Origin of the sequence: Seonamhaeicola sp. NFXS20 (assembly GCF_049132085.1) — a bacterium.
In the GTDB taxonomy this organism is placed as follows: domain Bacteria; phylum Bacteroidota; class Bacteroidia; order Flavobacteriales; family Flavobacteriaceae; genus Seonamhaeicola.
Map to the genome: position 1 here is coordinate 1 of NZ_JAFMPU010000012.1, position 23,228 is coordinate 23,228.

Below are 23,228 nucleotides of genomic sequence, written 5' to 3' on the forward strand. Positions count from 1 at the left end.
AAATAGGATTGGGCATCGGTTAACTCATTGATGGTTTTCATAAAGGGTATTAAGGCTCCGTTTATCCAAGTGACAAAGCCAAAGATGAAAAATAAACTCGCTATGATTGCTATGGGGATTAGGTTGGGGTTTTTTGTTTTATTCATGAAGTATTAAATTTTTGTTTTATTTACTTACCGCTAATTCTTTTTCGTAAAATTCTATAGTTTCCAATAAGGCTTTCTCTATAGAATATTGCGGTTTGAAACCTAATTGATTAAACTTTGAAGGGTTTGCTTTTGAATGTTTTATATCGCCAGAACGTTCTTTTAAAAATTGTATTTGAGATTTAGAATTAGTAATCTCTTTAATTGTTTCTGCCAATTCTAAAATTGAAGTACTATGCCCTAAAGCCACATTATAGGTACCATTACCTTTTTGGGATGCCAAAATATTAGCTCTAACCACATCTTTCACATAGATAAAATCTCTGGTTTGTTGACCATCTCCATAAATAGTAATTGGTTCGTTTTTTAAAGCTTTGTTTATAAAAATTGGAACAGCCGCTGCATAAGCAGATTTTGGGTTTTGTCTTGGTCCGAAAACATTGAAATATCTTAAAGATGTTGTTGGCACACTATAATAGTTTGAATACATTTTTAAATAATATTCGCCATCTAATTTTGTAATGGCATAAGGTATCATAGGTTCTGGATTCATGGTTTCTAACTTTGGTAATATAGGATTATTACCATAGTTAGCTGCAGAACTTGACAATACAACTTTACAGTTTGAGTTTTGTTTAGCAGCTTCAAGAATGTTAATTGTGCCTTTAGTATTAATATCAACACACTCGTTTATTTTTTCTATAGATTCTGGAACGCTTACTAACGCAGCTAAATGAAAAATACAATCTGTATTTTTCATTATTTTATTTATTAGTGTCCTATTTCTAATATCTTCTTCAAAAAACCTAGCATTCAAACCCTTAAGGTTTTTTTCAAAGCCCGTCCTTAAATTATCAATAACTGTTACTTGATGCCCCATTTGCAACAAATATTCAGTAATATGACTTCCTATAAAACCAGCTCCTCCTGTAACTACATAGTTTTTCATTTTACACTGATATTATTAAGGATTTCCATTTCATTAAATTGCTCATTTAGGCTTTCAATTAATTTAAATTGATTTTTTGATCTATCTAAATTATGCTCTGGATATGATGTTTTATAATATGTATCATTATTTAAATAATCTGTTAAAAATCGTAACGCCATAATAAAAATCATGGTTTTTGCTCCTAAAGGCAGATATTTAATTTCGAGAGGTGTTAATGCTGAATTTAGTTCTTCTAGAAAACCTTTTACATAAGCTTTGTAATACTCTAAATTAAAACTTACCTTATTTAGGTCTTTTTCATCTTCATTAGCTGTATTACAAATGGTTCTTATAGCATCTCCAAAATCATAATGAACAATACCTGGCATTACAGTATCTGTATCAATTACACAAAGTCCTTTTTTATTTTTATCAAAAAGTACATTAGAAATTTTGGTGTCATTATGAGTTACTCTTACTTTTATTTTACCAGTCTCTTTTAAATGCTGAAGAATATGCATCTCTTCTTTTAGTTCCCATACTATATCAATATAATTGTTTGCTTTATCTAATCTTTCTTTAGAGGCATTTTTTAAAGAGGCTTCAAACTGAGAAAATCTAAAGGACATGTCATGAAAATTGGGTATTACTTCTACTAGTTTACTTGCGTTAAAGTCACTTGTTAAGTTTAAGAAGTTTCCTATTAGTTTCCCGCCTTCAAATGCAATTTCTTTACTTTTCACTGTTTGGTAAGTAATACTATCATTGATGTACTCCATCATATTCCAGTAATTTCCATAACTATCAACATAGTAGTTTTCACCATTTATTGTTTCTACAAATGAAAGTACTCTGCGTTTTAATTCTGCTTGCGATAAATGCGATAATTTTTCTTTTAAATGTTTACTTACAAGTACTTTGTTTTTTATTAGATTAGGAACATCTTTAAAAACACCATGATTTATACGCTGTAATACAAAAAATAATTTCTTTTGGGTTTCTATTAAAAAAGTATCGTTTATGTGACCAGATGCTAATGGCTTGAATGCAACTAATTTATCTAGATTACAAAATTGATTACTAATAGATTCTAATTCTTTTAATGTCATAATTACCAAAGTTTAGTGGGGTAAATTTTGTTGTTTATTAGTTTTTCAATTTCGTTTTGAACAATTTTTTTATCTTCTTTATATGTTACACCAAACCATTTTGCGTTAGATTTTAAAACTTTAACTGTAGCTTTACCCGATATAAGAATTTCATTTACTACTGATGGTATATAAAATTCTGCTTTTAGATTTTCTTTATTTGCTTCTAAAAACTTGTTAAAAAGCGTTTCTCCAAATTCAAAACATTTTGGAGTAAATCCCCAAAAATTCATTGATACTATAGTATTTCCTTCTATCTGAACTAAATTACCTTTATCATCTTTACAAAAAAGTTTATTATTATTTTTCTCAATATGTGTTCTTTCTGTAACATCTGTTAGGTAGTTATTTTCATTAATTTGGCATTCTCCTCTTGACACATAACCATAGTCTGACACTGTGTTTTTAAGATAATAAGCAATCATTGAAAAATTATAAGACTCCTTATCTGTTTGTTTTAAATAATTAGCCATAGTAATAAAGGCTTCTTTACCATAAAAATCATCTGCATTAATAATTGCAAAATTTTCATTAACAACATCTTTAGCCATTAATAAGGCATGACCAGTTCCCCAAGGTTTTTTTCTCTCTGGATTTTGATATGCTTTAGGCACACTATCAATTTCTTGATATACATATTCTATTTTAGCTTTACCTGCTAGTTTTTTATTAAATAGTTCTTTAAACTCTTTCTCAAAACTTTTTCTAATTATAAATACAAATTTGCCAAATCCAGCCTGTAGAGCATCGTAAATAGAATAATCTATTATTGTTGCACCTTCTGGTGTAAATGTATCAAGTTGTTTTAACCCTCCATACCTGCTCCCCATTCCTGCAGCTAAAATGACTAAAGTTGGTTTTATATTACTCATAATCTGTATTTTATAATTGTTTAGATAAGTGCTTTTATAGTTTATTATAGCACTTATATTTTGCTAATGTATAAATGTAATTTGATAAAAAAAAGAAATTTAGCAAAAAATGTGCTCGAGCACACAAAATAATTGTTATCGAACACACTTTGCTTGAACAAAAGTTTTTATATTTGATTTATGAAAAAATATACAATAAAGGATATAGCTAAACTAGCAGGTGTTTCAAAAGGAACTGTAGATAGAGTTTTACATAAAAGAGGAAAAGTTTCTCAAAAAGCTTTAGATAAAGTAAATGTTGTATTAAATGAAATTGATTATAAACCTAACCTAATCGCAAGAAACTTAAAAAATAATAAAACTTATAGAGTTGCTGTTTTGTTACCTAACCCAGATTTAGACCCTTATTGGTTACCCTGCATTGAAGGAATTAATGAAGCTAAAAATGAGTTTAGTACCTTTAATGTTGCTATTGAATCTTATTTTTTTGACCCTAACAGCACCTCGTCATTTATAGAGACTAATGAAAATTTATTAAAAACATCTCCAGATGCTGTTTTGCTTGTGCCTTTGTTTTATAAAGAATCTCTTAATGTTATAGACAATTATAATTCTTTAGGTATTATTTCTGGTACTTTTAATAATCAACTTAAATCTAGGATCATTAATAGTTTTGTTGGACAAGATTTATTTAGAAGTGGCAGAGTTGCTGCAAGTTTAATGGATTTACTTTTAAAAAAGGGGCTAATTGCCATTATACATATAGATGAAGAATTTGATAATGCCCAACATATGCAAGAAAAAGAAAAAGGATTTAGAAGTTATTTTGCTGATGAAATGAATGAAAAATTTGAGTTAGTAACATTAAATATAAAATCTGAAAATGCTAATAATAGTTTATCTGATTTTCTGGATAAACATACTGATTTAAAAGGAATATTTGTAACAACTTCTAAATCTTATCAAATAGCCGAGGTTATATCTAAAAAAAATAGAGACGATATAGCTTTTATTGGTTATGATTTATTAAAACCAAACATAGAATTTTTAAATAACAAAATAATTAAGTTCCTAATACATCAAAACCCAAAAAAACAAGCACATATGGGATTGTCTTTGTTAGTAGAGCATTTAATTTTTGATAAAAAAATATCAAAAGAAGTATACCTTCCTTTATACATTATAAATTCTGAAAATGTAAAAGACTACTTAAATTAGCTATAACTCTAATAAATTTAACTCACCAAATGATTGTGGTACATGAAAATTTGGTTGTTTAGTTTTTGGGTTAACCCAAGATATCCATACTGGTTCATATTGTGAATTTTCATTCTTGTTATATTTAGCTCTGTAAATTCCAGTTTTTATTTTGTTATTATTTATTAATTTAAAATTATGTAATGATGTTAATGTTATAGAACCTTCAACTGTAAAAAAATCATTCTTAATTTCAGATTTCACTAATAAATTGTTTTTCGGCCATTGCCAATCAAATTCAAATTTTCTTTCTGGATATGCTATAAAATCTAAAATTCTAGAAGTAGGGTCTATTTCTAAACAATAGTAAGGGTTAAGTTTATCATCTATTTTAAAAAACAGTTCTACCCTATCAGATTTACTAATACTTTGTTTAGTGTTGTCTTTTGTATCAATATATATTTCGTTATCAAAAACTTTAAAATAAAAATATAAGTTTTTAGAATCCCATAAAGATCTAAACTCAATTTTTTTAGGATTTTTTGTATCCCAAGGAGAAATAAAATCTGTTAAAATATATGCTTCGTTCCATAACGGACTATCACCACTACCATTTATTACTAATGTATTATCTTTAATACATTTAACATTATATAATTTCATTTAATTTTTTTATGTGTGCTAAATATTTTAGCTAACATATTCAAAATATATTGTATAAGAAAGGAAAAACACTAAAAAATGTGTTCGAGCACAATAATAACTTAATTATAACTAAAAGTTCGCTTTTTCTTTTTGCCTATCTTTTGCAGATTCGTTTTCTGCCATTCCTTTTTTCCAGTAAGAGTAAGCAAATAGTTCGTTTTGCTCCCATTGCTTTTCTTTTCTTAAATAGGTTCTAATCTGTTTTACAGTTGCAAATTCGCAAGCCACAAATCCAAACTTTGAAGTTTCTGGAAGTTCTACTGCTTTTACGGCATCAAACAATGCATTTCCATCGCCTGGGTTTTCATTATAAATCCATTTAAAATTAATATTAGCTTTGGTTTTTAAACTTTGCTTATCTTCTTTAGTTTTAACTTCAATTATACAGTTCCCTTTTGCAGTTGCAGGTAGGTTTTCTAAAATTACACTTAAAGCTGGTATTGCCGTAGCATCGCCTACGAGTAAATAGTTATTAACTTCTGGGAACAGCTGTTTACCACTTATTTTCATGGCTACACCTAACTCATCTCCTATTTGTGCTGCATTTGCCCAAGCCGATGCTGGCCCTTCTTCCCCATGGTTTGCAAATTCTAAAACCAATTCGTTAGTTTCAAAATTAATTGCACGGTTTGTATAGGTTCTCATAAATGGTCTTACGGCTAATTCTGGTAAAATCCATTCGTTGGTTTCTTCAATATAACTTCGCATGTGCACCTTTTTTATGCCTTTTGGCGGGATAAATATTTTATTATTATCGCCTAAGGTTGCACCTTTAAACAAACTTACATTGCCTGTGAGCACCACACGAATATAATTTGGTGTTACAAAGTTTTTTGAAACTACTGTAAATACATCTTGAACAATTTTAGACATAAAAAATTAATTAAATGTTACTGCTTACATCATTAATCATAATCTCGAAAGATGCAATACCATCGCCAGATAAATACCAAGCTTCAGGATCTAGATAAACAATATTTCCGTTTTTATACGCTTTTGTTTGTTGTATTAAAGCATTTTCAATTTCAGCTTTATTAGTTGCTTTTTTATTAACTACAGCACTTCTATCTACAATAAACAAGTAATCTGGATCTGCTTCTTGTATCAATTCATTTGACACCGCTTGTCCGTGTCTGTTTGTAGATAAATTTTCTAAAGCTTCTTTAAAACCAAATAAATTATGAATAACGCCAAAGCGTGATGCTTTTCCAAAGGCACTAAATTTACTATTATTGTATAAAATGATTAAAGCTGTTTTTCCAGATGCTTGCGCTTTAGCATTTAAGGCTTTTACCTTTTGATTTACTCTGGTTACTAAATTATTTGTTTCTTCTTGTTTATCGAACAACTTACCAAAAATTGAAATATTAGTTTCGAAAGACCCTAACAAATCGCTTGGCTCTGATGTTAAAAATATAGTTGGAGCTATTCTAGAGAGTTCTGCGTAATGCTTCTCCATTCTGGCAGACATAAAAATAACGTCGGGTTCTAAACTATTTAGTTTCTCAAAATCTATCTCGAAAATGGTTCCTAAATTAGCAACCTTTTCATCATCTTTATAAGATTGTAAATACTTTGGCACATGACTTTTAGGAATACCAACAACATTAATACCCAATTCATCTAAATTTTCCAAAGCCGCATAATTTAAAGCAACCACACGTTCTGGATTTTTCATCAGATTAACAGTTCCTAATTTATGTGTTATAGTTACGGTTTCTTTAGCAGGTTTATTAGCCTCGTCCTGTTTTACTTTGTTTTTACAAGCAACCAAAACCATGGCGCTTAAAAGAATTATTACTTTATTTTTTATTGATTTATACATTGTTATTTAATTAAAATAGTTACAAATTTTTTTATTGTTATGTTCTAAAATTTCGAAATCTATATCGAATACATCTTTTAGTTTTTTGGGTTCAATTATATCTTGAGTTTTGCCAAAATATTTAATTTCACCAGACTTTAATGCTGCGATATAATGTGAATATTGTGAAGCAAAATTTATATCGTGAACCACCATAATTATAGTTTTACCCTTCTGTTTACAAAGTGCCTGCAAGGTTTTCATTATTTGTACAGAATGCTTCATATCAAGGTTATTTAATGGCTCATCGAGCAAAATATAATCGGTATCTTGAGCTACAACCATAGCTAGAAATACACGTTGTTTTTGTCCGCCACTCAACTCATCTACATATCTATCTTTTAAATCATCTAACTCTAAAAAAGTTAGAGCTTCATTAATTTTCTCTTGGTCTGTGGTATTTAATTTTCCTTGAGAATATGGAAACCTCCCAAAAGCAACTAATTCCTTTACCGTAAGTTTTAAATTTAAATGATTGGATTGTTTTAAAATTGAAATATGCTGCGCTAAAAGCCGTGTTTTATAGTCTTCAATATTTTTTTCGTTTATAATAATTTGACCATCATCTGGATTTAAAACTCGAGCTATAACACCTAAAAGTGTACTTTTTCCAGCGCCATTACTACCAACTAATGATATTATTTTTCCTTTAGGCAACTCTAAGGTTACGTTTTTTACAACTGGAGTATTATTATATGTTTTTGATATGTTTTTTAGTGAAATCATAGCTTTTTTGCTTTAAAAAGTAAGTACATAAAGTAAATACCGCCTACAAAGTTTATAATGATGCTTATGGTAGAGTTATATTGAAACACTTCCTCTACAACATATTGCGCAAGTAATATTGAAACAATACTAACCATACAACATGCAGGAATTAAAATTTGATGTTTATAGGTTTTAAAAAGCTCGTAAGTTAAATTAGTTACTAAAACGCCTAAAAAAGTAATTGGGCCAACTAAAGCTGTTGACACCGAAACTAAAATCGCTATTAAAAATAAAAACAACTGTGTTTTTTTAAAGTAATTTACACCTAAATTAATAGATTGATCTCGACCTAATAACATCACGTTTAAGTGATTTGTAAAACAAAACACAACACCAAAACATAGTAATAAGGTACCACTAGCGTACCACAATAAATCGTAATTTATACTGTTGAAAGACGCATACAAACTGCCTTGAAGCATTAAAAACTCATTAGGGTCTATAATTAGTTGTAAAAAGGAACTCACGGTTTGAAATAGCGTGCCCAATACCAAACCAATTAATAAGAGCAGGTATAAGTTATTTTTCTCTTTTTTAAATAGCAGCTTAAAAATTACAAAAGCAAAAAGCAGCATGCACAAAATCGATAAAAAGAAGTTGTTTTCCTGATTTATTACACGAAATGTTTTATCGCCATAAATAAAGATTATCACGGTTTGAAACAGAAAATAAACCGCTTCAAACCCCATAATAGATGGTGTTAAAATACGGTTACTTGTTAATGTTTGAAATATTACTGATGCCGTTGCCACAGCGCACGACACCACAATAATAGCTACAATTTTCACACTTCGTTTTTCTAAAGCATAATCCCAATTATTTGGCAAACCTATAAACAAAAACAAAGCAATTAACCCCAAGGTTAATAGCAACAGAATACTCATTTTTTTTGTTATGGCTGTCATTGTTTTTTTATTAATAAGATTAAAAAACTAAAGCCGCCAACAAGCCCTATCATTAAACCAATGGGTACTTCAAAAGGAAAAATTATTAATCGTCCTATGATATCGCAAACCAATAAAAAAGCAGCTCCAAATAATGCGGTATATGGCAAAGTAGCTTTTAAATTATCACCTTTAAAATGACTTATAATATTAGGGATTACCAAACCTAAAAATGGAATTATTCCAACAGTAACAACAATTGCACTTATAGTTAACGACACACATAATAAACCAATATTTAAAACAGAGTTATAGTTTAAACCTAGATTTAAAGACACTTCTTTACCCATACCTATAACCGTAAATTTACTGGCATAAACATAAGTTATTACTACAGCTGGCAAGCATAAATAAACAGCCTCGTAATTACCCTGTAAAATTCCAGAAAAGTCGCCCATTAACCACGAACCAGACATGTCGCGAGTAGCCCCAACATCTTGTACAATATTAAATTTATAGGCAAAAAACGACGTTATTGAGTTTATAATGCCTCCAAAAAGTAATCCTACAATAGGTACAAAAACTATACTTTTATGTTTTAAATTATTTATGATTTTTATAAATAATAAACTTGCCGAAAACGTTACTAAAAACGATACTATTAACTTAACTAATGCTTGTTCTTGAGGTATTACAATTAAGGTTGTTAAAATACCTAGTTTAGCCGCATCTAAACTTCCTGATGTTGTTGGCGATACAAATTTATTTTGAGTGATTTGTTGCATTATTAAGCCACAAATGCTCATTCCAACACCGGTTATTAATAACGCAATAGTTCTTGGAAAACGGCTTATGGTAAGCAACATAATATCTTGCTTATTCCAGTTTAACACTTGTAATGGTGAAATGTTTTTTACACCTATAAATAAAGACACAATAGCCAAGACAAGTACCAAAGCTGCTAACCCAAATAGTTTTATTGTATTATAGTTTTTTATGACGTTCAAAAAAAGTAATATTTAAAATAACCAATAGCCCCAACCTTAAAAGTTGGAGCTATTTATGAAAAAGGTTATGATTTATTTTTTTATTCTGTAACCGATAGTTTTCCTATAATTTTTACACTTTCAGCTTCAATACTAGACAATTGTGTTGCCGTTGCTGTTGCTGCATCTATTTCGTATAAATAGTTTTCGCCTTCGGTTGGCACTGCTGTAATTAGTAATCTACCGTTATCTACATCTGCGTAAGGTGTTCTAAATTCCCAGTTTGGTAAAGCATCTTCAGGGAAATTAGTTACCCATGTAAAGGTTTCTGCTTCAACATCAACTACCGCAAAACGATCGGCATCAATACCAAAAGTTGCATTGGCATTTGTACCAGGATACATAGCTAAGATAAAAGTACTTCCTCCCATGTAATACGTTCTGAATAAGTTATAACCACCTGAAGCTTCTGTTATATTGAAGAAATAATCATCATCAAAAGCAAAATCACCTTGATTAATCTTTAAAATTCCTGAAGGCACAGTTACTAAATCTTGATCTGCATAACTTGTTTGTCCTGAAGAGAACACGTATAAATCACCGTTATCTACAACCTCTAAACCAGTGTCGCCTTGCGAGTATTTTTGTCCTGCAACAAAACCTGTTCTTCCTTCATCTTTTATTACTTGATTTAAGGTAAAATCATCATTAAAAACTACTACATAAGTGTTGTTATAATAATCTGAAGTAAATGCACTTGAATTTATACTTCTTGCTCCTGCAATAATATAACCTTCGTAATATGCTAAATCTGTAAAGTAAGCCGCTTCGCCTTCTTCAAGTAAATCGTCTGTTACAATAGTAAACTCTGTTGAAACATCTGTTGTTGGATCTACTTTATGGAAATATCCTAATTGATCTGTAGAAGTATCAGATAATCTATCTGAATATCCTAAAATTAAATAATCTCCAACTTCTTCTTTTATATGGGTTGATACATCTAGGGCAAGTTCATTTCTTTTGGTAATTGTACCATCTTCATTTAAAATATATGAAGCTGTAGTACCTGCATCTTGTTGGTTATACAAGAAACCGTATAAAACTTGATCTTGGTAAAACGACCAAATTCTATCTCCTGGTGATTGTACAGCATCTACCGATGTTGCATCAAAAACAGCACTTGCAGAAATATCATCTCCAGATACAATATAATCGTTTTCGCTAGATGATGCTGCAATAACGTAAGTTGATGTTACTGTTGTATCATCATCGTCATCACTACCGCCAGAGTTGTCGTCGCTAGAACAAGCAACAACATTTAACGCTGCTATTATAACAGCAAATTTTAAATATTTAATAGGTGTTTTCATAATTTATATATTAGTAATTTAAAGTTAATCAATGAAATATCGAAGCTTTACAGAAAAACTGCGTCCGGGTTTTTGTAAGCTAAAATTGTCGTAAAGTTTTTCGTCTAGAATATTTTTACAATCTAGAGACAGGTTGTATTTACCATGTTTCCAGCTATAGGTTAAAAAGAAATCGTGACTTACTTGTTCGGGTACTTCTGCTCTGTTTGATGCTTGATATGCATCGTAATCGTATAAGAAAGCATCTACATATTGTAATGTATAATTAAAACTTAATTTGCTTTGGTCTAACCAAAAATTATTTACAAAATAAGAAGCATTAAATTGCCCAAACATAGTTGGTTGGTTTGGTAATGTAGATTTGTAATAGGTTGAACCTTCGGTATAATTTTTAGGTTCTAAATACGAGAAACTTACGCCAGATGTAAAGCGATTTTTATAAGAATAGCGCATTTCCATGTCTATTCCTGGTGTTTTTACGAGTTCGGTATTTTCGTAGGTCCCTTCGCCTTGAGAATAAGTAATATTTAACCGAATATAATCGGAAGTATAACGATAAAATGCATTTACATCGAAGCCTAAAACACTGTTATTAGAAATATTAGTGTTGTAATTGAAACCTAAATTGTAATTACGACTGGTTTCTGGTTTTAAATCGAAATTGGCTACATAAAAACCAAAAACGGCTCCAAATAACTCGTCGCTTACAGGTAAACGGCAGGTATTTTCAAAATTAGCTTTTAGCTGTAAATTATTATTTATAAAGTATGTTGTAGTAAAACCGTAACCAAATTTAGTATCTCCATTGGTAACAATTTCAAAATTATCTATACCATTTAATTGCGATAAGTTTAAGAAAGCAGAGGCGTGATAAGAATATACTTTACCAAATACAGATGTACTAAATTTTGATGAAAAATCGCTAGTTAAACCAACCCCTAAAACAGTTCGGTTATTAACTCGAGGTTCATCGTTTATATAATCGTCTTCTGCTTTTCTTTCATCGGCTTCACGAGAAAAGAAATTATAAATATTATTAACGGTTAGCTTATGCTTATCATTTATTTGATAATCTAAATTAAAGTTTATGGTACCGTTATTGTCTTCATAAATAAAATCGGAATAACTACTTTCTCCCAGTGAATTAGAAATTACCCACTCGCCTAACCAATTGTATTCTCTATCGGATAAATCGTAATTATGTCCGCCGCCAAAATTATAATTTGCAGCAAAACTAAAATCTAAGTTTTTAATAAATAAATCGTCTTTCTTATATAAAAAAGAGGGCATAATAAGTGTAGAGGTTTGGTACTTTTCACCAAATGCTAAATTTAAATATGCAGGATGTTGAATTTCGTCGTACTCATGCCCTAAAGAAAAACCAAATAATAATTGGTCTGCAAACGGCTTATTTACTAACCCTATTTTGGCTATAACCGTTTCGTTGTGATAAACATCGTGAAAACGTCTTACGCTTTGAGTTTCTTGCGATAGTAAGTTAGTTTCAAAGTCTTTTATAGTGGCATCTACATAATAATCGTTATCTGAATAATTTTGAAACGCACTAATTTGAGCAGTAAAACCATTTTTTGAAGTATATCCGGCGTTTACAAAACTTCTATGCGTGTTAAAACTACCGTAAGAATACGATGCATCTACGTAAGAGCCTTCGGCTTTTCTAGTTACAATATTAATGGCACCACCTAAAGCATCAGACCCAAAATTAACAGGAACCACACCTTTATAAACTTCTACGCGTTCGGCTAAATTTATGGGAATATTATTAATTTGGAATGCAGAACTCATGGCATCCATTGGCATACCATCTATAAAAAATCGAACATGACGACCGCTTAAACCGTTAATAGTTACATTAGTTTCAGAGCCTAAACCACCAACTTCTTGTATTTTAACTCCAGAAGCTTGTTCTAAAAGTTCAGACATGCCTACTGTGGCATTATGAAACGGTTTGGCATCAATAGCTACGGCATTAAAACCAGATTCTTCAATTTTTCTAACTTCAGTTTTACCTATAATTACAACATCATCTAAAGCATAATTGGGATCTAACTCTAAATTAAAGTTTATAGTTTTAGTTTCGTTCTTATCAAGAACAACAGTCATAGTTTTTTTAATAAAACCAACTGCCGAACATATTACAGTATAAGATCCAGGAGAAGATTTTAATATATATTTACCATCAAAATCTGTATATGTAGCAGTACTAGTATTTTTAAAAAACACAGTTGCATTAATTAACGGTAACCCCTCATTATCTTTTATAACACCATTTAATTTAGCATTTTGCCCAAAACTAAAGTGTGACCAAACGTATAAAAGTAAAACACCTACATACTTTCCCATTTATTCTTTTTTAAATATCTGTTTATGTTAAAATTTTAGCTAAACATTAACATCGATTTTTGACTTACGTTAAATAAAAATTTAATTTTGTTATTTAGATTTAGTTTAAATAAATGCAAATCTATTTGAAGTCTCTAAAAAAAATACAACGCAAAGTGGATTAAAAAAGACGTGAAAAGTATAATTATGAAATCAGTATTCCGTAGCGATTATTATACCGAAAAAGAAATTGTTAAGCAATTCGCTTTAAATAAAAAAACTAGCGAACTCATTGAAGAACAAATTAATTATGAAAACTCTGATTTACAACTTAACATTAAAGAAATACTTTTAAATGGTATACAAATAAGGATTATTAACGAAAAAATTAATCCGCCATTTATTGTTGAAGTTGAACATGATTTTCCTTTTATGAAAATGCATTTTGAAATTCAAGGCAATAGTAAATACATCCCAAAAAACAATAAAAGTTTAGCTGTTGATATACCTGACGGACATTATAATTTATTTTTCTTACCTAAAGTAAAAGGTACACTTACTTATAACAGCCCATTTAGGAAAAGTGTAGAAATTAATTTTACTAAAGACTATTTAAAGCGTGTTTTTGCTGATGCTTTTTCTGAAGCTAGTTCTTCTTACGGCGAAGCATTAAAAAAAGATATTCCTTTTTTAATGTGGCAACAAAGCAAGCCTATTACACCTATTTTACACAGCATAATTCAAGATATAATTAATTGCAAATTTGAAGATAGCATTAAAAAAATATATTTAGAATCGAAGGTTACAGAAATCCTAACCATTCTTTTTAATTACCTAAAAAACAAGAATAATTTTGAAACTAAAATTGAAGAAAAAGACTATTTAAAAATTATTGAAGCAGGAAAAGTTATTGAAAACAACTTAAAAAACCCGCCAACAATTCCTGAACTTTCCTTAATTACAGGTTTAAACCAATGTAAACTAAAACAGAATTTTAAACGTGTTTATAGAAAACCCATATTTAGTTATATTACAGACTTACGAATGGAAAAAGCCAAAAAACTTATTAGAGAAAAAGGATTTACAGTCTCTGAAGCAGCTTATGAAATTGGATATAAAAACCCACAACATTTCACAGTTGCTTTTAAACGAAAGTACAATTATCTACCTAGCCAATTAAAAAAATAACTAACTTCTAAATTATAACATGAAAAATAAATTTTTAACCATTAGCCTTTTATTTACAATAATTATATCAAGCAAAATAACTGCTCAAAACAATGTTATTTTAGGTGAAAAAGTTAAATTAAATTCTGAAATTCTAAACGATACCAGAGAAATTTGGGTAAGCCTACCAAGTAGTTATAATGATACTATTTATGCACCAAAAAAGTACCCGGTTTGCTATTTTTTTGATGGCGATACGCATTTTAAAAACTTTTCTGCAATAAACGATTGGCTAACCAGAAACGTTTATGCTAGCACTCCAGAAATTATTATGGTTGGTATACTGCAAAAAGATAGAAGTAATGAACTTACACCAAGCCATATGAAAACTCCTGAAAATTGGAAAAGAGCCAATTTTTCTACAAGTGGTGGAAACAAAAATTTTATGAGTTTTATAGAAAAAGAACTTAAACCTTTTATAAACAATAACTACAGAACTACTAACTATTCTATTTTAAGCGGGCATTCGTTTGGCGGTTTAGCTACTGTAAATTGTTTTGTAAACACACCTCAGTATTTTAATGCTTACATAGCAATAGACCCTAGTATGTGGTGGAATAACGAAAATATTCTGAAAAATATGAGTGATTCTTGGGTAACCAAAGCGCATCAAAACAAGCGTATTTTTATTGCAAAAGCCACAGACCCTGGTTCTGGTGAAGCGCATCACAAAGCCATTTTAAAGTTATTTGATAAATTGAATGCAATACCAGAACCTGCGAATTTTAGTTTCAATTATAAAATTTATGACGGTGAAGATCATGGATCGGTTGTTATTCCTGCTGAATATGATGGGTTGCGTTATATTTTTAAAGATTACCAACTACCTGTAAAAGCTGCCATGAAAAATCCAGATTTAATAGACAATCATATTTCTAAAATTTCTAAACAACTAGGTTATAAAGTTATCCCTGATGAAAAAATAATACACCAACTTGCACTAGTTTGCAAAAAACAAGGACTAATAAAACAATACAAAGCCTTGTTACAAAAAAACACTAAGTACCATACCAATAGTAATCATGCACAAGAAGCTTATAAAGACGCTGTAGAAAATAATTACTAATTAACTTATTTATAATGTAGTAAAAAATAAAATTTATTGGTTCTATTCATCTAAATCAAATCGTTCCTTAAATAAATTGGGATATTTCCCAGCAATATTTAACCCCAATTTATTACTTGCCCTTTGTTACTATTTGTAAATACCTCTGGGCGGTATGCTCTTGGAACTCTTTGTAGTACAACAAATAGGTTCCATTTCTAATTATTAAACATGAGTCGTCAATACGGTGATTATCAAAATCGTCATGATTTTAACTTAGTAAAATTTGACTTTATTCCTTAAAATCAACAATTAACTTATCTAAAACAGGTTTTGATTGATTTTCTGATGTATCGCTTATTTTTATTTCTAATTGAAACCCAAAACCTTCAGGTAAATCAGAAACATCTACCCTTGCTGGAATTCTTTTAATTTGTTTAGAAAACCCTTCAATATAATCATATTGTTCTTTTACTACTTTCCAATCGCTCCATTTGTTAATCTGTCCGTCATTTGTAGTATCTACCCCCACGCGTACTTCAACAGTTTCAACCCATGGTCCATCACTAACAAAATCTGTATTTAATTGAGTAACCAAATAAAATTTCCCCTCAGCAAACATAATATCGGGGTCTGGATGCCCCTGACCAATGTTTCCGCAGAAAGTAAAAGGTTTATTAATATCATCTGATGTAAACCAAGCCACACTCATATCTTGCCTCCCATGTCCATTTGCAGGATCAAAATCTGCAAATAAATAATACTGCCCACCAATTGAAATTGAAGCCCAATCTCCATAAGCATTTTGTTCTGGCTCATGAATTTCATACTTACCATAAGCACGAATTTGTCCTGCTTTTACTCTATGCTGAGGAATATCTTCAGTAGCTTTTTTACCAGGATAATTCTTTGGATCTTCACTATGCCAATGCGGGTGCACATATTCTGCATACTCTCCTGTAGGGTTTGTACGCTGATCTACTGGAGGATCTAAAATTTCAAAATTGCCCTTTCCATCTATACTTACCGCATGTATTGATAGTGGTGAATCCCATGCATGTGTAGAAGCATCAATGGGAGACCAATCTTCAACTATTAAATGAAAATTCCCTTCTAAATCTCTAATTACTGCACAATCTGAACCGTGAGTTGGGTCTTTAAATGCCATTCCCATATTTTCACCAGGTTCTCCATCGGTTAAATTATCATCTATATAAAGATGTGGGTCTTGATCGTTTGGAAAATCGTAATATAAATACAGTTTTCCATCTACATATTCAGCAGTAGTTACCCATTTAGAAAAACTTTCGGAAACCGGACCATGGTGTACCCAGTTTACTAAATCGGTACTTTGCCACGCGTGGTATCCTCCTTTACTTGGTTTTAAACCTCCGGGGGCATCAAACTGATTTTTAAACGGTGTTGTTTTTAATGTAACATCAAAACCCTTTAAAATGGTATCAACTGCTTGAAAAGTACCTTCTTTTTGACTTTTTCTTTTAGTGTATCTACCAAATAACCAGTAATTGCCCGCTCCCATTTGTAAAGCAACAGGAGCATCGGCTAAATTAGACGGACCAATATTAGCTACTGGTTTCCAATTAAGCCATTCTGAAGACTGTGATAAGGTTATAGATTTTACTGATTGCTTATTAGAAAATGTTTTTAGTTTACTTTGAAAAGTAGCCTCCTCCTCGGTAGGCACTAACTTTCCATCTTTTATAGTAATATTAGACAGATTATCAATATTAGCTTCCCAATCTTGCTGAGAATCAATAACCCAATCCTCTGCTAAATTTGATTTCTTATTATTACAGGACATTAACAGCACTATGATAGCCGCTACCGATACATTTTTTATTATTTTTTTCATACAGATATAGAATATTTCACCTAATATTTTAAAACAGAAGCAGGTGGCAATGGTACATTATTTTCTTTTCGCCAAGTTATAAGCTCATCTAATAATTCGAGAGTAACTTTAACATTTTCTTCCGCTAGGTTATAAGTTTCTTTTAAATCGTCTTTAAGGTTATATAACTCCAATTTCCCATCGTTTAAAAACTGAATCAATTTCCAATCGCCTTTTCTAATAATAGAACATGGCGGATTTTTATAGGTACTTGCCAAATGCCAAAACAAAGCTCTTTCCTTAAACGAATTGTTTTTTAACAAGGGAACAATAGAAGTTCCATCTAACACTCCCTTATAATCTTTTATGTTTGCTAACTCCAAAAAGGTTGGAAAATAGTCCATCCCACAAATAGGTGTTTCTGAAATTCCCGACTCAATTTTCCCTTTCCAGTTTACAAAAGCAGGCACACGAATGCCACCTTCGTAAATAGTTCCTTTGGCTCCTCTTAAACTATTTGTATTACTTTGCAACCCATTAAATCCGTTGTCTGATGTAAATATTACAATGGTATTTTCTCGTAAACCTTGTTCATCCAAATAATCAAAAATACGTTGTACGTTTTCATCAATAGAAGCAATCATCGTAGCATAACCTGCTATTTCTTCCAAGCGTTTTTCTCCTTGTCCTGTTACAACATCTGGTGTTTTGTTTAAAAACTTTTGATATTGCTCGTTGCTTCTTGGTACCGTTGGTCGGTGTGGTGCATAGTAATGTAAATTCACAAAAAAGGGTTCGTTTTTATTTCTTTTGATAAAATCAATCGCATCATTTGTTAGTCTATCGGTTAACCATTCATCCTCTTTTTTATCTTCTATAAACGGATTTTTAAACGGAGCTTTGTAGCCACCACTTTCTGCTTTGTATCCTTTTTCATAACCACGGGCTGGATCGCCCCACCACGTACCTCCTACATTTTTATTAAACCCTTTTCCTATTGGGTAGTATTGTTGAATTTCTGCTGATTGATGTTCTTGTAACCAATCAAAACTTCCGTTTGCAGGTTGTTTTAAAGGCTTTTTAAACGGATAATTTGTTTCTTCCTTTGGATTTGGACCTACCACATGCCATTTACCCAAGTGAATAGATTTATAACCAGCTTCTTTAAGTGGTTGAGCGTACATGATATGTTCTAAATCTACTGTCCAACGCGAAAAAATATTGTGCTCAGCATCTCCTTTTTCTAACACAGGTACATTGTAAACACCCGTTCTAAAAGACTGCTTTCCTGTTAACAAAGCTGTTCTAGAAGGCGAACAAGTTGGGTACATATATGCATCTGTAAACACCATACTTTCTTTGGCCAAAGCATCTAAATTTGGCGTTTCAAACCATTGGCTCCCCATAAAACCTACATCTTGCCAACCCAAATCATCGGCCATAATAAAAATGATGTTCGGCTTTTTTTGTTGGGCACAAGCAGATAGAAACCAAGTACTTATTATAACAGTAAATATGCTTTTAATTTTCATCTATATTTAATTTTGTTTTCTAAAAGCATATTTAACTATCCTAATAATTTTAAATCTTTAGGCCACTCTTTTACATCTTCATAAAACTCATTGCCTTTTTTAAAAACACTGTTTTTATCCATTTTTACATTACACTTTAGCAAGCCCATATCTATTTTTTCGTTATCAAAATAACTATTGATAACATTGGACTTCCCTCTTACAATTCTCCACATAGCACCGTAACCATTATTGATGACTTCACAACGATTTAAAATAACATTTTGAGGCACCCATTTTGGATCTTCGGTGTATTGAAATTTGTTATAATACTCTTCGCAAGGAAACCACATGGCCACACGAGCAAAACCAGACAAATGATGTTTGTGAAAAAACAAATAACCTCCTTGATCATTATCGGCTTGAATTCCATTTCCTTTTCCGTTTTTCATGACACAACGCTGTGTTAACAAGTGCGATGTGGAAGTGTATTTGTTTGATTTTCCTTCCACAGGGTTAGACATATCACAATCGGACTGCAACACATAGCTCACAAACAAAAAGTACACATTATGGTGTAAACTACCTTTAATTCCATTATGTTGAAAATGACTATTATCCATGATGATATGGTTCACACGACTGATGCCTATTCCGTGCGAATTAATTCCTGTAACATTTACATTTTGCCACATAAAACGTTCATGTCTGTCATCATTTTGTCCACGTAAATTTAATCCGCTTTTTGTGTATTCTCCGCCTTGAAGTGTGATATCTTTAAAAACAATATCGGTAAGTTTTTGTTCTGCCTGATCTATAAAATGGCCTTTACCCGTGTGTTTTAAAATCGTTTTACTTCTTCCAGCTCCACAAAGCGTTACTTTACTTTTAATTTTTAAATTATCTGTAGTATGAATTCCTTCTGTTAAGTACACAATTCCTCCACCGCTTTCGTGAGCTTTATCAATAGCTGTTTGCACATCATCTCCAGGTTTTAGAGTAATAATGTTATTCAAAAATTGCTTAGGATATTGAGCATGTATAAAACTTTCTCCCCATTTTTCTTTCATAACAGAAAGCACTTCTGGTTCTATACTGACTTTTTCTATTTGGTATTTAGCCAGTTTGTTTCCATCTGAAACCAATTGAATTTTTAAATCTTTAGCTAATTTTGATGTATTAATTTTTATTTTCTGCTCTTTGAACCCTAGTTTAGAAATACGCAATTCTAGTTTTTTTGAATGCGATTTATGCAGTATCAATTCAAATTTTCCATCAGCTTTTGTTTTAGCCCCTTCTCCATTGGCTTTAATGGTAACACCATCTAAAGGATTATTATTTGCATCTGTAACCCAACCCACTACGGTTGTTTTATCTTTAAATTGAGCAAAAGCATTGTTTGAAAAAATAAAACTTAGGGTAAATGTGAATAATATTGTTTTTAAAAACGTATACTTCATTTTAAAATCATTACTTGTTTTAATGGTTTCCATCTAGGTCAACTTTTTTAGTTCCTTCTAGTGCTTTACTTGCATCGTTTTGAATCGCGTTTGGAGTATGCTGATTGGTGTTTGTTTCTATCTCAAAAGACCAAGCATATTCGCTTTTTCCTAAATCTGATGGTGGAATGATTTCCAAACCATTAGCGGTTACATTCCAAGCAACCTCAGCATCTGCTCCTAAAAGCTTTACCGATTTTACATCCTTATTTGTCCAACCTTTGGTGGCTTCTATTAAAATTGGAGTCACAGGTTTATCCAAAGCAATGGCATATAATTTTGTTCCTTTGGTGGTAAAAGCTAAGTTTCCATTTTTTTGATGATTTTCTTTCCAATAACGCGTTCCATAAATGGCAGCTCCGTTGGTAGCTAACCATTTTCCCATGGCTCTTAATCGTTCTTCTTGCTCAGGAACAATAGTACCATCGGCCTTTGGCCCTATGTTAATTAAAAAGTTTCCATTACGGCTTATCACTTCTACCATTTCATGAATAACACTTTCAACCGTTTTGTAAGTATCGTTTTCTAAATATCCAAACGAGGTTCCAAACGTAGTACAACTTTGCCATTTAGGACCAATCACTTTTAACTTTAAGTTGTCCTTTTCTAAACAACCAATGCCATCTGGCCAGTTTCTGTTTTTTCCTTTGTTATTTACATAAACCTCTTGATTATTTTGTGCTCCATTGTTCATAAAGTCCGTAATCATCAATCTACATTGGTCGTAGTAATATTTAATTTCTGGCTTAAATACTTTGGGTTCTACTTGTGTGTTATTTCCATCTCTTGTAAAAATGGGAATGTCATCAATCCATAAAAAGTCAGGTTGATATTTGTCTTGGATTTCTTTCCATCGTGCCACATATTCATCAACAGCTTCTTTACTAAAACCAAAAGGTCCATACAACGACTCTGCTTCAGGATTTCTTTTAATTTCTTCTAAAATATGTTCTTGTGGTTCTGGATGAACCTTATATTGTTGCTTGGTAAAAAAACTGGTATGACGTTCTCTATGGTATGATGGAGCATATTTTAAACCTTGGGCTTTAACCGCTTTTCCTAAATCTCCTACCAAATCTCGTTTAGGTCCTTTATCCATGGCATTCCAAGGAGTTAAATCAGAATCCCAATTGGCCCAACCATCGTGATGTTCTGCTGTTAACACTACATATTTTGCTCCAACCTCAGCAAACAATTCTGCCCATTCCTCTGGATTCCATTTTTCTGCTTTAAACTCTGGAATAATGTCTTTATAACCAAATTCTGGTGGTGCTGCTCCCCAACGCTCTCTTAAATAAGGATAATAATAAGTTGAATCTTTATAAATCAATTTAGGAACATGTTCAGCATACCCTCTTCCGCCTTTACGGTGACCAATAACACTATAAGGTCCCCAATGAATAAAAATTCCTATTTTACCATCGTTAAACCAATTGGGTACTGGCATTTTTTGAAGGGACTCCCAGCTACCATCGTAAGGTAATTGAGCGGTTTCGTCCTTCTTTTTTTCTAAATTACAGGACAGCAATATAAAAGCAGTTACTGCAAGTACGAGTGAATTTTTAAAGTTCATTTTATAATTATTTGAAAGCGTTTTTAATATCGTTAATATTAACTCCAAAAAGTTTCTGTATAACAGGGTTAAGTGTGGTTTCATCTCCTTCAATATGGAAAGTTGTTTGAATATGTTCTGCACTTTCACCAGACTTTAAGGCTAAAGCGGGAGAAGAAGTTTCCAACTCGTAAAAAGGTCCCAATGGTTTCTCTCCTGGTTTGGGAGCGCCATCGTTATAGGCATTAATCACATCACCACTAAAAGGTTCCTCTTGAATTTCCCACATCGAGTTTACGTAATCTGTAATATTTTTAGGTTTGTTGTATTTTACGATGGTTAAAATACCATTGGCTGAATCGTAAGAACCTGCGATATCTTTAGCTCGCATTGGGGTTAAACCTATTTTACTTCTGTATTCTCCATCGCCTTTAAAGAAAATAGCATTTTCTTTTACCACCAATCTATCTGCGGGTACTTTTCCAAAATACGTGTCGTTTACTACCTTTCCTAATTCAGCATCATCTCCTTGAACATAAGGAATTACAATAGTGGTGTTTGGTGAATGATTAAACATACCTAACAACCAAATAGACAACAACCCTGTTTCTTTTTGCCAAGCTTCCTGACTTATGTTTGTTAATGTGTTTGTGGTTTGATACGCCACTGTTTTTAATGCACTAGACAACTCCTTCAATCCCAATTCTTGTTGAATAGCTGATTTTGAAAGAATGGCAACTTTACGTTCAATCTCCATATCAAACTGAAAACCTGAGTAATTTTTTAAAGAAGCTTTTTTTGTAAACGTAGCCGAAGTTGGTGATACTTGCTTCACTTCAAATGGTTCTAAATCAATTAATTTTGGGGTATACCAATCGTCTAGGGTAAACCTAGCTCCCTTTTTAAAAAAAATGGAATATTGCCCGCCTTCTGGCCCTAACCAAAAACGTTCTTCTCCTCCGTATACGTTGATGTGTTCTTGAACCTCCTTAGACTCAAACAACTCACGATTGATCCATCCATAACTTCTTCCTTCGTTTCCAAAAGCAGAACTAGTCATTACTCTACCTTGTAAAGCAGCAGAAACAGCTACTTTAGATTGATTGGTGTTATCGGCAAGTTCAATAACATCAATGTAATTTTTCATAAAACGCACATCATCTCCATAAGTAGCCCTTTTAGAGGATTTATTTTGATGTTCTTCTGTATCCATAGTTTTGTTTTCTGTTTCTGCCTTCTTTTTAGAATTACAAGAGGTCATCAATCCTAGTGACAAGATCAAAATTCCTAATTTTTGAATAGTGAATATATCTTTGTTTTTCATTAAT

Annotated in this window: 19 protein-coding genes and 1 pseudogene; 3 read left to right on the forward strand and 17 right to left on the reverse strand. The window is 31.4% G+C overall.

The window, feature by feature from the left end; all coding sequences use genetic code 11:
• The 4 genes and pseudogenes from J1D01_RS14565 to J1D01_RS14580 all read right to left on the reverse strand — a co-directional run.
• A pseudogene (locus J1D01_RS14565) lies at nucleotides 1-146 on the reverse strand (glucose/galactose MFS transporter); the annotation flags it as partial.
• 19 nt (nucleotides 147-165) lie between these two features.
• Nucleotides 166-1,095: an NAD-dependent epimerase/dehydratase family protein gene (locus J1D01_RS14570; protein ID WP_421151329.1), complete on the reverse strand. Its 930-nt coding sequence runs from the start codon at nucleotides 1,093-1,095 to the stop codon at nucleotides 166-168.
• On the reverse strand, nucleotides 1,092-2,186 hold the full coding sequence (locus J1D01_RS14575) for a phosphotransferase enzyme family protein (RefSeq protein ID WP_421151330.1): 1,095 nt from the start codon (nucleotides 2,184-2,186) through the stop codon (nucleotides 1,092-1,094). The genes J1D01_RS14570 and J1D01_RS14575 overlap by 4 nt, the downstream gene beginning before the upstream one ends.
• Before the next feature lie 2 nt (nucleotides 2,187-2,188).
• Complete coding sequence (locus J1D01_RS14580; protein ID WP_421151331.1) at nucleotides 2,189-3,097, reverse strand: nucleotidyltransferase family protein; 909 nt, start codon at nucleotides 3,095-3,097, stop codon at nucleotides 2,189-2,191.
• 180 nt (nucleotides 3,098-3,277) lie between these two features.
• Between J1D01_RS14580 and J1D01_RS14585 the strand changes: the two genes are divergently transcribed.
• On the forward strand, nucleotides 3,278-4,315 hold the full coding sequence (locus J1D01_RS14585; protein WP_421151332.1) for a LacI family DNA-binding transcriptional regulator: 1,038 nt from the start codon (nucleotides 3,278-3,280) through the stop codon (nucleotides 4,313-4,315).
• Here the strand turns inward: J1D01_RS14585 and J1D01_RS14590 are convergent, their stop codons facing one another.
• The 8 genes from J1D01_RS14590 to J1D01_RS14625 form a co-directional block, all read right to left on the reverse strand.
• Nucleotides 4,316-4,957 carry a carbohydrate-binding family 9-like protein gene (locus J1D01_RS14590; protein ID WP_421151333.1) on the reverse strand — a complete coding sequence of 214 codons (642 nt, stop codon included), beginning with the start codon at nucleotides 4,955-4,957 and terminating at the stop codon, nucleotides 4,316-4,318.
• A 111-nt stretch (nucleotides 4,958-5,068) separates the two neighbouring features.
• The gene (locus J1D01_RS14595) at nucleotides 5,069-5,872 is read right to left on the reverse strand and encodes a siderophore-interacting protein (RefSeq protein WP_421151334.1); all 804 of its coding nucleotides are present in this window, start codon (nucleotides 5,870-5,872) and stop codon (nucleotides 5,069-5,071) included.
• Between the two features lie 10 nt (nucleotides 5,873-5,882).
• Nucleotides 5,883-6,824 carry a siderophore ABC transporter substrate-binding protein gene (locus J1D01_RS14600; RefSeq protein ID WP_421151335.1) on the reverse strand — a complete coding sequence of 314 codons (942 nt, stop codon included), beginning with the start codon at nucleotides 6,822-6,824 and terminating at the stop codon, nucleotides 5,883-5,885.
• A gap of 6 nt (nucleotides 6,825-6,830) precedes the next feature.
• Complete coding sequence (locus tag J1D01_RS14605) at nucleotides 6,831-7,589, reverse strand: ABC transporter ATP-binding protein (RefSeq protein WP_421151336.1); 759 nt, start codon at nucleotides 7,587-7,589, stop codon at nucleotides 6,831-6,833.
• Entirely contained in the window at nucleotides 7,586-8,536 is a 951-nt protein-coding gene (locus J1D01_RS14610) for an iron chelate uptake ABC transporter family permease subunit (protein WP_421151337.1), read from the reverse strand. The genes J1D01_RS14605 and J1D01_RS14610 overlap by 4 nt, the downstream gene beginning before the upstream one ends.
• Nucleotides 8,533-9,522 (reverse strand): ABC transporter permease, encoded by a 990-nt coding sequence (locus tag J1D01_RS14615; RefSeq protein ID WP_421151338.1) that lies wholly within the window; start codon nucleotides 9,520-9,522, stop codon nucleotides 8,533-8,535. Before J1D01_RS14615 ends, J1D01_RS14610 begins: the two co-directional genes overlap by 4 nt.
• Nucleotides 9,523-9,602: 80 nt before the next feature.
• Nucleotides 9,603-10,871, reverse strand: a complete 1,269-nt coding sequence (locus J1D01_RS14620) for a DUF4374 domain-containing protein (protein ID WP_372937363.1) — start codon at nucleotides 10,869-10,871, stop codon at nucleotides 9,603-9,605.
• Between the two features lie 24 nt (nucleotides 10,872-10,895).
• Entirely contained in the window at nucleotides 10,896-13,235 is a 2,340-nt protein-coding gene (locus tag J1D01_RS14625; RefSeq protein WP_421151339.1) for a TonB-dependent receptor, read from the reverse strand.
• A gap of 186 nt (nucleotides 13,236-13,421) precedes the next feature.
• Between J1D01_RS14625 and J1D01_RS14630 the strand changes: the two genes are divergently transcribed.
• Both J1D01_RS14630 and J1D01_RS14635 read left to right on the forward strand, forming a co-directional pair.
• Nucleotides 13,422-14,402: a helix-turn-helix domain-containing protein gene (locus tag J1D01_RS14630; protein ID WP_421151340.1), complete on the forward strand. Its 981-nt coding sequence runs from the start codon at nucleotides 13,422-13,424 to the stop codon at nucleotides 14,400-14,402.
• A 19-nt stretch (nucleotides 14,403-14,421) separates the two neighbouring features.
• Nucleotides 14,422-15,507 carry an alpha/beta hydrolase gene (locus J1D01_RS14635; RefSeq protein WP_421151341.1) on the forward strand — a complete coding sequence of 362 codons (1,086 nt, stop codon included), beginning with the start codon at nucleotides 14,422-14,424 and terminating at the stop codon, nucleotides 15,505-15,507.
• Between the two features lie 271 nt (nucleotides 15,508-15,778).
• On the opposite strand, the gene J1D01_RS14640 is transcribed toward J1D01_RS14635, so the two are convergent.
• The 5 genes from J1D01_RS14640 to J1D01_RS14660 are packed head-to-tail and all read right to left on the reverse strand — an operon-like array spanning nucleotide 15,779 to nucleotide 23,224.
• Entirely contained in the window at nucleotides 15,779-17,359 is a 1,581-nt protein-coding gene (locus J1D01_RS14640; RefSeq protein WP_421151342.1) for a hypothetical protein, read from the reverse strand.
• 20 nt (nucleotides 17,360-17,379) lie between these two features.
• The gene (locus tag J1D01_RS14645) at nucleotides 17,380-18,870 is read right to left on the reverse strand and encodes a sulfatase (protein ID WP_421151343.1); all 1,491 of its coding nucleotides are present in this window, start codon (nucleotides 18,868-18,870) and stop codon (nucleotides 17,380-17,382) included.
• A gap of 35 nt (nucleotides 18,871-18,905) precedes the next feature.
• Complete coding sequence (locus J1D01_RS14650) at nucleotides 18,906-20,342, reverse strand: carboxypeptidase-like regulatory domain-containing protein (RefSeq protein WP_421151344.1); 1,437 nt, start codon at nucleotides 20,340-20,342, stop codon at nucleotides 18,906-18,908.
• Nucleotides 20,329-21,921, reverse strand: a complete 1,593-nt coding sequence (locus tag J1D01_RS14655) for an alpha-L-fucosidase (protein ID WP_421151345.1) — start codon at nucleotides 21,919-21,921, stop codon at nucleotides 20,329-20,331. The genes J1D01_RS14650 and J1D01_RS14655 overlap by 14 nt, the downstream gene beginning before the upstream one ends.
• A gap of 7 nt (nucleotides 21,922-21,928) precedes the next feature.
• The gene (locus J1D01_RS14660; protein ID WP_421151346.1) at nucleotides 21,929-23,224 is read right to left on the reverse strand and encodes a DUF6786 family protein; all 1,296 of its coding nucleotides are present in this window, start codon (nucleotides 23,222-23,224) and stop codon (nucleotides 21,929-21,931) included.
• Nucleotides 23,225-23,228: the final 4 nt, after the last annotated feature.